Origin of the sequence: Desulfosporosinus sp. Sb-LF, from assembly GCF_004766055.1 — a bacterium.
Lineage (GTDB): Bacteria > Bacillota > Desulfitobacteriia > Desulfitobacteriales > Desulfitobacteriaceae > Desulfosporosinus.
Map to the genome: position 1 here is coordinate 34,714 of NZ_SPQR01000008.1, position 14,196 is coordinate 48,909.

The window sequence follows — 14,196 nt, forward strand, 5'->3', positions numbered from 1 at the left end:
GAAGTAGTACCAAAGTTAGTGCGATAAATTAAAACGCTGGTAGAGAAGTTTGACATTCTCTTACCAGCGCATTTTATGTTAAGTAATTTTGACTCGGGCATAAAATGATACAAGGCGTTACAGAAGCATAACTCTTGGGCACCGGAGGGTATTTCTTAACTTGATCTCTATGAAATAGTGGAAATATTTTGCATGTTGGCAAAGCAGCCCTTGTACGTTATAGTTTAGGCAAGAGAGTATTCTCAACGTTCAAATTTTGATACTCGACTCGTGGAGGGTTTATGAATGACGATAAAGTTTACAGTTTATCAAACGTAGAATTTCTAGCGGATTTAACAGCCGCGGAATTAACAGAACTCGCCAGTGATTTTGAATGGGAAAAGTATGATAAGGGCTCAGAAATCATTCGGCAGGGTCAAGAACAACATTTCTTTTATATCCTAATTAAAGGCAAGGCTGACGTTACGGTTGCAAAAGAAGGGCGTTCGTGGCTTCTCAATTCTTTGGGTCCTGGAGCTACCTTTGGCGAATTTTCGTTACTCACCAGTAAATCTGCTAAAAAAACCATTGTTTGCCAAGAAGAATGCTGGGTATTAGCACTGGAAGCCGAAAGCTTTGCACGCATGCTCTTACGATGGCCGAAACTATACCTTACGTTTATTGGAAAGTTGACTGGGGAGCTGAATGAGGCAAATCTGATATTATCAGAAGCTAAATATAAGGAAATTTTGCGGTCTACTCTACAACTAACCCAGTATAAGGATAAATTTTATGGGCTGTGGGGAGGTTTGCGCACGACGAAAGAAGTCGAACGTAAACTGGAGGAACTTGCTCACCCGGAGGGACACCTGCTTTTAACGGGGGAAAGAGGTACCGGTCGCCAAATGATGGCTTGGTACGTACATCAACGCCAATCAGGCAAATCTGCTCCTTTTGTTGTTGTAGAAGGACAACGTTTCGATCAACAGTGGCGGGATTTAATCAAGGAGTCCGTGGATACCAAGGACTCCTCAGTTTTGTATAACTCTAATCTCTTCGATATAGCTGAGGGTGGAACGTTGTTCATACGGGAAATAAACCTTATCTCTCCCCATACCCAGCATAAATTAGCCCAAGCCTTAAACCTTCAGAAAAACAAATGTTTTGTCATCGGAAGTTTACCGGCGGAACCTGACGATTTAGGGCGAATTATCATTCCCGAACTCCGGGAATGTTTTGCCCATACTTACGAAATTACACCCTTGCGTGAGCGTAAACGGGATATCCCAATCCTTGCGCAAGGATTTTTGGAGAAACTAGCTCAGAAGAACCATCGGAATGTTCCCACTCTGAATAAGGAAGCGACCCAGTTATTACTCTCTCATCATTACCAGCAAGGAAATGTTTCGGAGTTAATACAAGTCATCGAAAGGGCCTTCTATATTGCGGATCAGGATGTAATTGGGCTAGAACAGATCTTTTTTGGTCCAACATCAGAAAAAAGCGGCCATACGATTAACCTTCTAGCGTGGCCTAAGGTAGAAAAAGTATTAAAGAATGGAGCATTTATCGCGTGGACACGTCGGGTAACGATTGTTGGTTTTAGCGCACTTGTCTTGTTATTGCTTTTATCTCCCGAAATTGCAGTTAGAACCAAGATTTTCACTTTAGTTTGGGGTTTGTGGTGGCCGGCACTTGCTATTATTTCTCCTTTCTTAGGAAGACTGTGGTGTACGGTCTGTCCGTTTTCTTCGATTATGGATTTTGTGCAAAAAAGGTTTCATAAGAACCGCCCAATTCCGAAGTTTATTATGAAATACGATTTTCTCATAATTAGTTTTCTGTTTCTCCTGATTTTTTGGATAGAAGTGTTTACTAACATGCGTTCCAGTCCCAGCTATACGGTTATTTTATTAATTTCTATTCAGGTCACTGCGATTTTAGTTGGCATTACCTATCCCCGACATACTTGGTGTCGGCACTTTTGCCCTTTGGGGGGATTTATTGGGACTGCCTCTATAGGTTCGATGCTGGAGGTCCGAGCGGATGCTACCGTTTGCCTGAATAAGTGCACGACCTTTGACTGCTATGTCGGCAAAGGGAATGTCCCAGGCTGTCCAATGTCTCAACATCTGCCATACTTAGATAATAATTTAGATTGTAAATTATGCTTCAACTGTGTGCGGAATTGTCCGAATGGTTCTGTGCAAGTTAATTTAAGGTTCGCTGGGCGAGAGGTATGGCATTTGGTCCGAGTTAACCAGGGATATGCCTTCTTTATCGGGGTGATGTTGGCCATTTTAATTCCTCTTAACTACTTCGAACCGCTCCAAGGAATTTGGCCTTCCACTGTTTGGAAACTATGGTTTAGTCTTTTTTATTGGGCCTCTGCCTTACTTGGGGGAACGCTCGCTTGGTTGATCGCTAAACCCTTTAAAACAAAAGCCGCTTCACTACGGGTCAAGTTAATTTTTGCATTAACTCCGTTAGTCCTTGCAGGACATATTATGTATCAAGTGGCGTTTATCCCTGGTGTTCATTCCCTCTTTCTTGGAATAGGTTACGTAACGTCGTCTGGTCTTCTATCCTTGAATATTCCCTTCACATCTATGGCTAAAGGAATTGCCGCTGCGTTCGGTTTGGTGTTAACCGGGATAACTGTGGCTATCGTTTTGCTCCGCACGAAGAAGAAACGTGCGACTCGCCTGAAGTTGGAAAGAGCTTGACGGTATGCACCGCGAAATCTTTTGTAGTTTTTAGGGCAATGCAGGGCGCACAAGAATAGAATCTTGTGCGCCCTGCCTGAAAATAGCTAATAATGAGGTGGACTTATTATAGTTTAACTGTTTCTACTGGAACTGGACCGGCAATTCCTACAAATATGAAGCGATCTTTTCCAGTGTTACGCATGCCGTGAGTTTGTCCAGCTTCGGCAAGAATCGCCATTCCCTTTTTGATTTCCACTTCTTGGTCATTCCCTGCAAAGTAGAGACCTGACTCCCCTTCTAGGCAAATCCATACATCGTCTGCATTGGGATGTTGATGCAGGAATACTTCTTGACCAGGTTCTAAACACCACATAGCACCTAAGGTCTTATCTGTTTGGTATACCATTACTTTTTGTGGAACGTTCACATCAAACTGTGCTAATTCATCGAGCTTAAAAATTCTGTCTGTCACAGTTAATCCACCCTTCTTTTAATTTTAAATTAGTAGGTTGAGAGTTTTTAAAATACACGAATCTCTTTGAATTTATCAAATTCTTAAGGAATTAGCAACTTTAAAACGAAAAAACATAAGTACATTAATTGTTAACAAAAACTATGCCGATTCCTAAGTATAACAGACCTAGAATACGCGGCGAACTGTTCAAGCTTAACGACATAGCTTTTATATGGTAAGATAGTGGAAAAAGGAGACTTGTGTAATGAGTTTTATGAAGGAATTTAAGGAATTTGCAACAAGAGGAAATGTGATGGATCTGGCAGTAGGTATCATCATCGGTGGTGCTTTTGGAAAAATTGTTTCTTCTCTTGTAGCGGATATAATTATGCCTCCAATTGGTCTTATTGTAGGAGGAATTAGATTCACGGATCTTAAACTTTGGCTTAAAGATGCCGTAGTAGATGGATCAGGAAAGGTAGTTAAAGAGGCTGTTACCTTAAATATTGGTAATTTTATTCAGAGCGTTTTTGACTTTTTAATTATTGCGGGTGCGATTTTCTTGATTGTGAAGGCCATGAATAGTTTAAATAGGAAGAAACCAAAAGAACCCGATGCTCCACCTGTCACTAATGTGGAAGTTCAGCTGCTTACGGAGATCAGAGATCTTCTTAAGAAGGATAATTAATTTATCTATTCCGCGAACAGGAAGAACATGCTATCATTTTGCGGATCACTTTATACGGTCGTACATAGAAGATTCAAAGTTAGTGAATGTGGAATGAATATATTAAGGAGTTTTACGAATGAAGGGTCAGTCTAGGAAAGATATTTATGCAGGAATCACAGTAGATATTGTTTTGAAAGCCGATCAAAGAACTGGGAAATTGACGAGAGGAGTTGTCAAAGATATTTTGACAAACTCGCAGAATCATTCGAGAGGAATTAAAGTCCGGCTTGTCGATGGACAAGTCGGAAGAGTTCAAGAGATTATAAACTAGTAGCACCTTGTTTTAACTTGGTAATTAATTCCCTAAGATCCTTAGGAAAGGGTGCTCGTATAACCAAGGGAAGACCAGTTACAGGATGTAGGAAAGCATAAACCGAGGAGTGTAGGGCTTGGCGGCTAAGAAGCGTGGTATCTCCTCCATAAAGATCATCCCCGAGCAAGGGGTATCCAAAGTTTTCGCAGTGTACGCGGATTTGGTGGGTACGTCCTGTTTCAAGGATAAATTCAAGAAACGTTGCGTTGGGATAGCGATGGAGAACACGGAAATGTGTCCGAGCTGGCATTCCGTCGGGTTGGACTTGGCGTTTGATAAAACTATCTGGGGCAAATCCAATGGGGTCGTCGATAATACCTTCTTGATCGCTTACAACTCCTTCAACGAATCCGAAGTACCGTTTGACGATGTGTCCGCGCTCCAATTGCCAAGCGAGTTGTTGATGGGCAAACTGATTTTTAGCGATGATGACGACTCCAGAGGTATTCCGGTCAATCCGGTGAATAGGACGATACAGGCGATGTTCTCCGTTGCGTTCCCAATATCCGATGACGGCATTGCCTAGAGTATTCGTGAGATAACGATGTGTTGGATGAACGACTTGACCCACCGGTTTACTTACAGCTAATAGGTATTCGTCTTCATAGAGAATGTCGAGAGGAAGATCTTCTCCAACAATGTTAGCTTCTTCATCTGAAAAGAGCTGAATGGATAACGTTTCTCCTTCCTTACCTCGTGTAGTTAAATAAGTGAACTTTCCATTAACCCAAACGCGTTCTCCTTGTTTTAAACGTTGTAATAATTTGAGCGAGAAATGAAATTTGTGAAGTAGGATAGACAGATATTTCTGACCTGAGTCCTCCGATTGTAGACAGTATTCCCAGAGATTAGGCTGTGTGTTCATGAATTCCTCCTAGTGATGCAATGATAGAGCACTCATAAAATCATAGTAAAAACGGCAGATTATATTTTAGAAAGAGAATCTATAATAAGTCATTTTATTTAGAGAGAAAATCGTAAGGGGGCCCTAAAGTGAAAGATAATCGTATTGAAAAACTCGCTAACTCTTTAATCAATTACTCGCTTGCCATTCAGGCCGGGGAGAAAATTCTCATTGAAGTGATAGGACCAGAAATTCCACTTGCCCAGGCACTTGTTCGTTATACCTATCAGGCAGGTGGTTTGCCGTTTTTGTCTACTATCAATCATACCCTACTACGCGAAGTATTAAAAGAATTCTCAGTGGAGCAGGCGGAGGCCATGACTCGTTGGGATCTGGCGCGGATGAAAGAGATGCAGGCCTATATTGGAATTCGAGCAGGAGATAATGTTAATGAGTGGGCTGACGTTCCAAGTGAAAACATGAAGATTTATGCGTCCCACTATCAAAAACCAGTGCATTCGGAGCAACGGGTTGCGCATACTCGTTGGTGTGTGTTGAGATATCCCAATGCGGCTATGGCTCAGTTAGCAAATACAAGTATTGAAGGATTTGAAGACTTTTACTTTGATGTATGCAACTTGGATTATTCTAAGATGTCGCTGGCCATGGATCCGCTGAAAGAGCTGATGGAGAAGACAGATCGTGTGCGTATTGTTGGACCAGGCACTGACTTGCAATTCTCGATCAAAGGAATGCCAGCCATCAAGTGTGACGGGCATCTCAATATACCAGATGGGGAGGTATTCAGTGCACCCCTGAAGGAATCGGTCAATGGACAAATTAGTTATAACACACCGTCACTTTACCAAGGATTTACCTATGATAATATCGTATTAGAATTCAAGGATGGAAAGATTGTCAAAGCGACTGCCAACGATACAGAACGTATCGAGTCAGTCTTTAATACGGATGAGGGAGCACGCTATGTAGGGGAATTTGCGATTGGGGTTAATCCTTTTATTCAGACTCCTATGAAAGATACCCTTTTTGATGAAAAGATTGATGGAAGTTTCCACTTTACCCCAGGATCTTGTTATGATGATTGTTATAATGGTAATAAATCAGCGATCCACTGGGATTTGGTGTGTATTCAAAGATCAGACTATGGCGGTGGTGAGATTTACTTCGATGATACGCTGATTCGGAAAGATGGACGCTTTGTCTTGCCAGAACTTGAGGCTTTGAATCCAGAGAATCTGAAGTCTTGAGAGAGTCATATGCCATCCTTGGGCATTCGACACTAGGAACCCTGTGCAGTTCATGAGAAATAAAGATACCGCTAATGTGCTCTCTTTGCAATAGTTGCCTTTGCAGAGAAATGGTTCTTTGAAAGAACGTAAGCTAGATGAGGAGTCGATTACGAACAGTCATGAAAAGTAAACGATTACGATTGGTTTATAACCCTTACGCTGGTCGGCGTAAGTTAACGACGCAACTAGATACGGTGCTCCGCATTTTTCAAGAAAGCGGTCATGAAGTATGCGTGCATCGGGCATGTTCACCTGAAGACATTGAGCAGGTAGCGTCTCAAAGTACGGATGTAGATCGTTTGGTGATTGCTGGGGGAGACGGCAGTATTCATCAGGCGGTGAACGGATTGTTGCAAATTCCGGCTGAGCAACGTCCCACACTGGGTATTTTGCCCGTGGGTACAGCAAACGATTTAGCCTACGCGTTGCGATTGCCGAAAAGTATTCCTGAAGCGTGTAAAGTGATTGCTAAAGGAAACGTTTTTCAAATGGATACAGGTAAACTCAATGATCGATTTTTTGTTAACGTAGCAAGTGCGGGGCTTTTGACGGATGTTTCTCAAAAAGTAGATACCCGCGTCAAGAATACGCTCGGGCAATTAGCGTACTTTCTAAAAGGAATTGAGACTCTTCCTTCCTTTCGACCTTTTCGTGTCGAATTCGAGCATGATGGTCAGAAATATCTAGAAGAGGTCGTCTTGTTTATGGCTGTGAACGGCCTTTCGGTTGGAGGACTCAGAAAACTGGTACCAAGAGCTTCTCTAACCGATGGGAAGCTGGATATTTTAATGGTACCCGCGGCAGGTTGGCCTGAGACCGTCCGCCTTCTGTTAAAAGTTTTGCGTGGAGAGAAAGCTAATGCTGAAAAAATTATTGAATTTCAAACCGACAAATTAACGGTTAAAACGGATCGACCGATCAGCTCAGATCTTGATGGAGAATGTGGACCTGAAAGCGTATGGCACGTTAACATCGGGCCGAAAATTTCAGTGCTCTTCTAAACTTAGGCGTAGCCGTCAAGGGTTCCGCCTTTTTTCTTGTTGTTCGAGATGGCTACACACTAGAGTAAAACTAGGTTCTACTGGGAAATATATCTCTGTCTAGGAGTGCTTAGTGTTTTAGTGGAAAGCTAGAATTGTAAAAGTACTAAGGAACGGCGGGATTTTATGATCGGTACATTGTTTCATCAGGAAATATTAAAAAGGCTTAGTGTGCTAAGTCCAGTCTATATTGTCGGCGGGGCTGTTCGTGATGCGCAATTGGGGATTCCCTCGAAAGATGTCGATGCGGTCATAGCACTTCCCATCCAGGAGATAGATCGTCAATTGTCGGAATGGGGGTACATGCCTCACGTGATCGGTGCACATCAGCAGACAGTTAGTTTGTTCCTGGGAACCGAACGAGTCGACATTGTGACGTTCAATGGCGAGGTTGAAAAAGATGCTCTGCGGAGGGATTTTACGCTGAATGCGATTTATCAAGAGGTTGGGACCGGAGAGATCAAAGATCCTTTAGGCGGTCTTAAAGACTTGCATAACAGGCAACTGAAGGCGTGTGGGCATGCGAAGGAACGATTTTATGAGGACCCGATTAGGATTTTGCGCCTTATTCGGCTAGCTGTCCGCTACAACTTTGAAATAGAGCGAGAGACTTGGCTGGCAGCGATCGAACAAATCCTGCTTCTTCGCACGGTCTCAGCGGAACGGATTACAGAAGAACTGGGGCGAATTCTTATCTTGGATGAGGTTGATAAAGCCTTGGGGCTTCTTGATGACTTGGGGTATTTTGAAACGTATATTCCGGAACTGGCTAGATTGAAAGGATTGGTTCAAAATCGTTACCACACAAAAGATGCCTGGGAACACACCCGGCATGTCGTGAAAAATACTCCTTCTCATGTGTTGTTGCGATTAGCTGCCTTGTTTCATGATATGGGAAAATGGGAAACAGCGAGTCGGGAATGTTATGCTTGGGGAACTATTTATCCTTCTCCTCAGGGGTACAAGATCGATGACTTCAAGCTGATAGGGCAGAATCTGGAGCGGTGGGCAACCAAAGACGTAGAAGTTCATGGAGGAAGATTAGATAACTACCCAGAGACCATTGTCGCAAAACGTATTAAATTAGCAAGACCCACACCGAATAACCACTTTGAATGGGTTCCAGAAGGAAAACGTCATTTTTTACAACACGAGAAAGAAAGTGCTCGTCTTGTCAGAGAACTATTGCCTCGCTTTCGGTGGGCGATGGTTCTACCCGGAGGAAGTCGGGGAGAGCGTGAACTTCATTTTTTAGTAGGGCATCATATGCTAGGGACCCTGACCTTTATGAATGAATTAAGAGGCGAAGTGGAACAAGCAAAGATTAGCGATAAAGCCCGACTCTTTGCTTGGAAGATTGGCTGGGATGGGCAGTATTTTAACACGCAAAGAGTGGAAAATTTACTCGTTTTGTGGAAAGCGGATTTTCTGGGTGGTAAGCAGGACGCCGAAAAAAATGTAGAACGATTCGATCGGGTTCAAGGGAAAATTAGAAATGCCTGTGCTCTTTTAACTGAAAAAGCTAATCAGCTTGATTGGCGTTACTTTACAGAATTTGTTCGTAATAAAGGGCTTGAAGGGGAACGGTACGGTCGGTTTAAGGAGCAGGTACGTAAGCGAGTCATGATGAGTGTAAAGTATAGTTTGACAAACACTCAATTTCTTGAACAGGAATATGCATTTTTTTTGAATAACAAAAGATAGAGTTTTATCGGGACTTGATTCTCATTGTAAAATATTCAGTGATTTTGGAAAGGGAATTTTGGCACAAATTATGGGTTTTAAGGAATATAAAACTTGACCTAAATAAATTATAAAGTTATAATTATTATAATGAGAGGGGTTGTTTATTAATGGAAAAACAATGGCGCTGTACTGTATGTGGATACATCCATAATGGCGAAAATCCACCGGAAATTTGTCCGATTTGTGGCGTAGATGCTAGTATGTTTGAACTAATTTCTCCGGTAGACGAAGCAAAGGCGTCCCCTGAAGCTAAATCGGCCGCGAAACCTGTAATCGCTCAGCCAGATAAAGAAACAGCCATACGTCAGGCACTTTACCGGATTTCGTACGGCCTTTACATTATCACCGCGCAGGCCGAAGGTCGGGACAATGGTCAATGTGCTAATACTTGTTTCCAAATCACCTCAGATCCAGCGAAAGTGGCTATAGGAATCAACAAGAAGAATTTTACCCATGAATTAATCCAGAAGAGTGGAAAATTTGGAGTTTCAGTGTTGAGCCAAACGGGTCAAGACTACGCACGTGGGTTTGGATATCGATCAGGTCGAGATGTCAATAAGTTTGAGGGTTTAGCAGTCCATCGTGGCGAATCAGGAGTCCTATTACTGGATGATGTACTTGTGACCATGGAAGCAACGGTCACCGGGCAACTTGATTCAGGAACACATACGTTATTTCTCGCGGATGTAACTGCTGGAGAGATCCTTCAAGAAGGGGACCCAATGACCTACGCATTTTTCAGAGCATCGAAATAAGAATGCCCGTTACGATTTAAATGTCTGAACAATGAAAGAGTTATTTATTAAGGTGCAGAAAATAAAAATCCAACGAATGTTGGGTTTTTTATTTTCTGCATCTTTCGAGATAATGAAAAGTTATAAAATTCGTTTAAGAATGGGTATCAATTTAGCAGGAATCAAATAATTATTTATAGAAGTGATTTGATAAGAATTAATATTATAATTTGCAACGAAAAGTACGGTTTTACCCATAATTTTGTCTAGAGTATTTTAGTTAGATGTCCCAAGTATCACATTTTTGAAGAATTGCGATGTGATGAGACTATGAATAACAATAATATACAGACTGAAGAGGCGTTAAGGAGATGCGAAGAGGCCGCTCGAATCGAGGAGAAAAGATTAAACAGTGTCATTAAACTTAGCCAGCAAAAAACATCTTCGTTGAAGGAATTATTGGACTCATCTCTGAATGAAGCAATTGCCTTATCTAATAGTCGCTTGGGTTATATTTATTTTTATGATGAGGAAAGTAAGGAATTTGCACTGCATGCCTGGTCCTCTGAGGCAATGAAAGAATGCAAGATCAACGAACCTGCTACAATTTTTAAATTAGACAAGACAGGGATCTGGGGAGAAGTGGTGAGACAGCGTAGCGCAATTTTAATCAATGATTTTCAAGCATACAATCCATTGAAGAAAGGTTATCCCCCAGGACATGCGCCACTCTTTCGCTTTATGACTCTACCTGTGATAACAGATGAACGAATAGATGCAGTGATCGGTGTTGCTAATAAAGACCAAGATTACACTGATGCTGACGCACGGCAGCTCAATTTAATGATGGTTTCCGTTTGGAAGATTGCAGAACGTTTCAAAGTCGAAGAAACACTCAAAAAGTCGGAAGAAAAGTTTTCCAAGGTATTCCAGTCTAGTCCTGCGGCCATGCTCATAACTCGTTTGAGCGATAGACACATTATTGAATTAAACAAGGCATTTGTTAAGTTAAGCGGTTTCAGTCAGCAGGAAGTAATCGGACAAAGAGCATTGGATCTGGGAATTTATGCCGATCTACGGGATCGTGAGCACATTATCAAGACGACCGCAGTAGAGGGAAAACTTAATAATTACGATTTTCGTTTCAACGCCAAAGGGAATAAACGTTTGGTCTGTCGGATTTCTACGGAATTAATTCAATTGGAAGAACCATGTATGCTATCCACAATTACTGACCTTACTGAAAATAAGCATGTGGAAGAGGCTTTGCGAGAAAGTGAAGTTAAGATTAAGGCCCTCAATGAAGAATTGGAACAACGCGTTACTATGCGAACTGCAGAACTAGAACAGGCTAACCGAGACTTACTGCTTCATTCTAAGAAGCTGGAGGAGTCGACCCGGCGCCTAGAGATGCTCTCACAAGCAATAGATAGTAGCCCAATCAGTGTTGTCATGACTAATAGGTATAAAAACATTGTGTACGTTAATTCACATGTGGCTGATGTCACTGGTTATTCTATTGATGAACTTTTGGGACAAAACCCCCGAATCTTTAAGTCAGGCCAGCACGCAGACGAGTACTATATAAATATGTGGGCGACATTAGACAATGGCACACAATGGTCAGGTGAAATTTGCAACAAGAAGAAAAGTGGTGAGTTATTTTGGGAATCTTCCTCCATTTCCCCTGTTTTTGATGCAACAGGTAAGGTGACGAATTACATTGCCGTGAAAGAGGATATCACTCAGCAGAGACGGATGATCCAGCAAATGGAGATGTCCAAATCGGCAGCTGAGGCCGCAAATCAAGCAAAAACTACCTTTTTGGCAAACATGAGCCATGAAATTCGCACGCCGATGAATGCTATTCTTGGTTATACCCAATTAATGCAACGTAGTCTGTCTTTAAACGCTGATCAAAGGGACTATATTAAAATCATTAATCAGAGTGGAGAACACCTCCTTACCTTGATTAACGATATCTTGGAGATGTCAAAAATCGAGTCAGGGAGAGTGGTCCTGAATCTTGAGGATTTCTCCCTGACCGATCTATTGGATGATTGTGCCAGAATGTTTATGGTACTGATACTACAAAAAGATTTACTTTTAAAAGTAAATATACAAAGCTCAATTGCCAGATATATTTGTACCGACGGTAAAAAGGTTCGTCAAGTACTCATCAATATTATTGGTAACGCAATTAAGTTCACGGAAAAGGGTGGAATCGATATTCGAGTGCTTAGCACTAATAGCCGGAAAGAGGATCAACTATTCCTAATTATTGAGGTGGAAGACACGGGCTGCGGTATAGCCCCTGAGGAGATCGGGAAAGTCTTTGAGGCTTTTGAACAGACGCAAAGCGGGAAACGCCAGGGTAGTAGCACAGGCCTTGGTATGCCCATAAGTCGCTATTATGCACGTTTAATGGGTGGAGATTTAACAGTCACAAGTCGATTGGGCGAAGGAAGTAAATTCAGATTTACATTAACCGTTCAAAATTCAAGTTTCGAAACTCTTGATAAGAAGACCAGTCGGCAGAGAGCGGTCATTGGACTTAAGTCGGGTAAATCTTCACCAAAGATCATGGTGGTAGACGATATTATTACAAATCGCACTTTATTAAGGCGACTTCTCGAGGAGGTAGGGTTTACTGTTCTGGAGGCTGGCGATGGCAGAGAGGCACTCTCATTAATCAAATATTGGAAACCAGAGGTAATTTTGATGGATGCCCGTATGCCAGAGATGGATGGATTTAAAGCTACTCGTATACTGAAATCCACCCTAGAAGGTAAGCATATAAGGGTAATCATGATCACAGCTAGCGCCTTAGAAAATGATCGACAGGAGGCTCTTTATTCTGGAGCAGATGGATTTATTCGTAAACCATTTAAAGTTAATGAAATCCTTGGCGAACTTCAGCGTATCCTAGGCGTGGATTATATTTATGAAGATGCCTCGGGAGAACGCTCAGATGCCAAGGCCTTGGAGGAGTCCCATCGTTTGGTTGCCCAGGTTCCTCCTCAGGTGGTTACCAGTATTGTGGAAGCGGTCGAACTTGGCGAAAGTATCGTTCTTAAGGAACTAATTAATCTAGAAGTAATGCGGCATAGCCCAATTCTTGGTCAAAAATTACGCGAACTCGCTAACAATTATGATTATAGGGGCATTAAGGAAATCTTAAGGAGAGGGAGTCTAAAATGAATAATTTGATAAACAATTCGTCGTTTATCATGATTGTTGACGATACTCCCCAGAATTTAAAACTCTTAGAAACTATGTTAGGAGAAGAAGGCTACCGAATCTCTGCTTTTCTCGATGGTGCAATGGCTCTAAAAGCCGCAGCCAAGAAACCGCCGGACTTGATTCTCCTGGATATCAACATGCCTGGTTTGAATGGATTCGAGGTTTGCGAACAGTTCAAAGCAGATCAAAAATTGGCCGATATTCCGATCATATTTCTTAGCGCTATGAACGAAGTTACAGACAAGATTAAGGCCTTTCAGAGCGGTGGCGTTGATTATGTTACGAAGCCGTTCCAATTTGAAGAGATACATGCTAGGGTTAAGACACACCTTAATTTGCGTAGACTTCGTAAATCTTTGGCCATCCATAATCATAATCTACAAAGTTTAGTGGATGAACAAATTAAGGAAATACTCGTCACTAAGGACGCACTGTTTAAAACACAACTGGCTACAATTCTGGCATTCTCCAAGTTAGCAGAAGTACGGGATGATGAAACAGGACAGCATATCGAACGTACCCGAGTGTTCTGTAGCATCCTCACTGAGCAGCTTCGCGTACAGTGTGCAGTGGATACGGAAATTGATAACTCCTTTGTGGATAATATTTACTTTGCCTCTTCGCTGCATGACATTGGTAAAGTAGCCATCTCCGATAAAATTTTGCTTAAACCTGGTAAATTAACTCCAGAAGAGTTCGGAATCATGAAAACCCATACTGTCGTTGGCTCAAAAACCTTGCAAACCATGCTAGAACATTATCCAGAGAATGCTTTTATCACTATGGCGATGGAGATTACCCTAAGTCATCATGAGAAATGGGATGGTTCAGGGTATCCACAAAATCTTAAGGGTAAGTCTATTCCCCTTAGTGCCAGAATTATGGCCTTAGCAGATGTGTATGATGCATTAACTTCAGAACGTTGTTATAAGCCCGCCTTTTCCCATGAGAAAAGCCGAAATATCATTATTGAGGGACGGGGTACACACTTCGATCCCGAAGTTATTGAAGCTTTTCTTGTCTTAGAAGGCCAGTTTCGAAAAATTAAACAAGATTTACGAGGGTATAACGTCACACGAACGCTGTGAGAGTATT

The 14,196-nt window shown here is 42.0% G+C and carries 11 protein-coding genes; 9 read left to right on the top strand and 2 right to left on the bottom strand.

Annotated elements, in window-relative coordinates:
• The first annotated feature begins 281 nt into the window (after positions 1 to 281).
• On the top strand, positions 282 to 2,705 hold the full coding sequence (locus tag E4K68_RS13055; protein ID WP_135379382.1) for a cyclic nucleotide-binding domain-containing protein: 2,424 nt from the start codon (positions 282 to 284) through the stop codon (positions 2,703 to 2,705).
• A 106-nt stretch (positions 2,706 to 2,811) separates the two neighbouring features.
• Here E4K68_RS13055 and E4K68_RS13060 read toward each other — a convergent pair whose 3' ends face one another.
• Positions 2,812 to 3,159 (bottom strand): cupin domain-containing protein, encoded by a 348-nt coding sequence (locus tag E4K68_RS13060; RefSeq protein WP_135379383.1) that lies wholly within the window; start codon positions 3,157 to 3,159, stop codon positions 2,812 to 2,814.
• Positions 3,160 to 3,406: 247 nt separating this feature from the next.
• Here E4K68_RS13060 and mscL point away from each other — a divergent pair, with 247 nt between their 5' ends.
• Entirely contained in the window at positions 3,407 to 3,829 is a 423-nt protein-coding gene (gene mscL, locus E4K68_RS13065; RefSeq protein WP_135379384.1) for a large-conductance mechanosensitive channel protein MscL, read from the top strand.
• A 118-nt stretch (positions 3,830 to 3,947) separates the two neighbouring features.
• On the top strand, positions 3,948 to 4,142 hold the full coding sequence (locus E4K68_RS13070) for a YwbE family protein (protein WP_135379385.1): 195 nt from the start codon (positions 3,948 to 3,950) through the stop codon (positions 4,140 to 4,142).
• Here the strand turns inward: E4K68_RS13070 and E4K68_RS13075 are convergent.
• Positions 4,132 to 5,049, bottom strand: a complete 918-nt coding sequence (locus E4K68_RS13075; protein ID WP_135379386.1) for an RluA family pseudouridine synthase — start codon at positions 5,047 to 5,049, stop codon at positions 4,132 to 4,134. The two genes, E4K68_RS13070 and E4K68_RS13075, sit on opposite strands and share 11 nt — an antisense overlap.
• A gap of 128 nt (positions 5,050 to 5,177) precedes the next feature.
• Here E4K68_RS13075 and E4K68_RS13080 point away from each other — a divergent pair, with 128 nt between their 5' ends.
• The 6 genes from E4K68_RS13080 (at position 5,178) to E4K68_RS13105 (ending at position 14,189) form a co-directional block, all read left to right on the top strand.
• Positions 5,178 to 6,296 (top strand): aminopeptidase, encoded by a 1,119-nt coding sequence (locus E4K68_RS13080; protein ID WP_135379387.1) that lies wholly within the window; start codon positions 5,178 to 5,180, stop codon positions 6,294 to 6,296.
• Positions 6,297 to 6,457: 161 nt separating this feature from the next.
• Positions 6,458 to 7,339 (top strand): YegS/Rv2252/BmrU family lipid kinase, encoded by an 882-nt coding sequence (locus E4K68_RS13085; RefSeq protein WP_135379388.1) that lies wholly within the window; start codon positions 6,458 to 6,460, stop codon positions 7,337 to 7,339.
• A 165-nt stretch (positions 7,340 to 7,504) separates the two neighbouring features.
• A complete protein-coding gene (locus tag E4K68_RS13090) occupies positions 7,505 to 9,082 on the top strand; it encodes a CCA tRNA nucleotidyltransferase (protein WP_135379389.1) in 1,578 nt (525 codons plus the stop codon).
• A 149-nt stretch (positions 9,083 to 9,231) separates the two neighbouring features.
• Entirely contained in the window at positions 9,232 to 9,879 is a 648-nt protein-coding gene (locus E4K68_RS13095; RefSeq protein ID WP_135379390.1) for a flavin reductase, read from the top strand.
• A 309-nt stretch (positions 9,880 to 10,188) separates the two neighbouring features.
• Positions 10,189 to 13,059 (top strand): PAS domain S-box protein, encoded by a 2,871-nt coding sequence (locus E4K68_RS13100; protein WP_135379391.1) that lies wholly within the window; start codon positions 10,189 to 10,191, stop codon positions 13,057 to 13,059.
• Entirely contained in the window at positions 13,056 to 14,189 is a 1,134-nt protein-coding gene (locus E4K68_RS13105; protein ID WP_135379392.1) for an HD domain-containing phosphohydrolase, read from the top strand. Before E4K68_RS13100 ends, E4K68_RS13105 begins: the two co-directional genes overlap by 4 nt.
• The last annotated feature ends 7 nt before the right edge of the window (positions 14,190 to 14,196 follow it).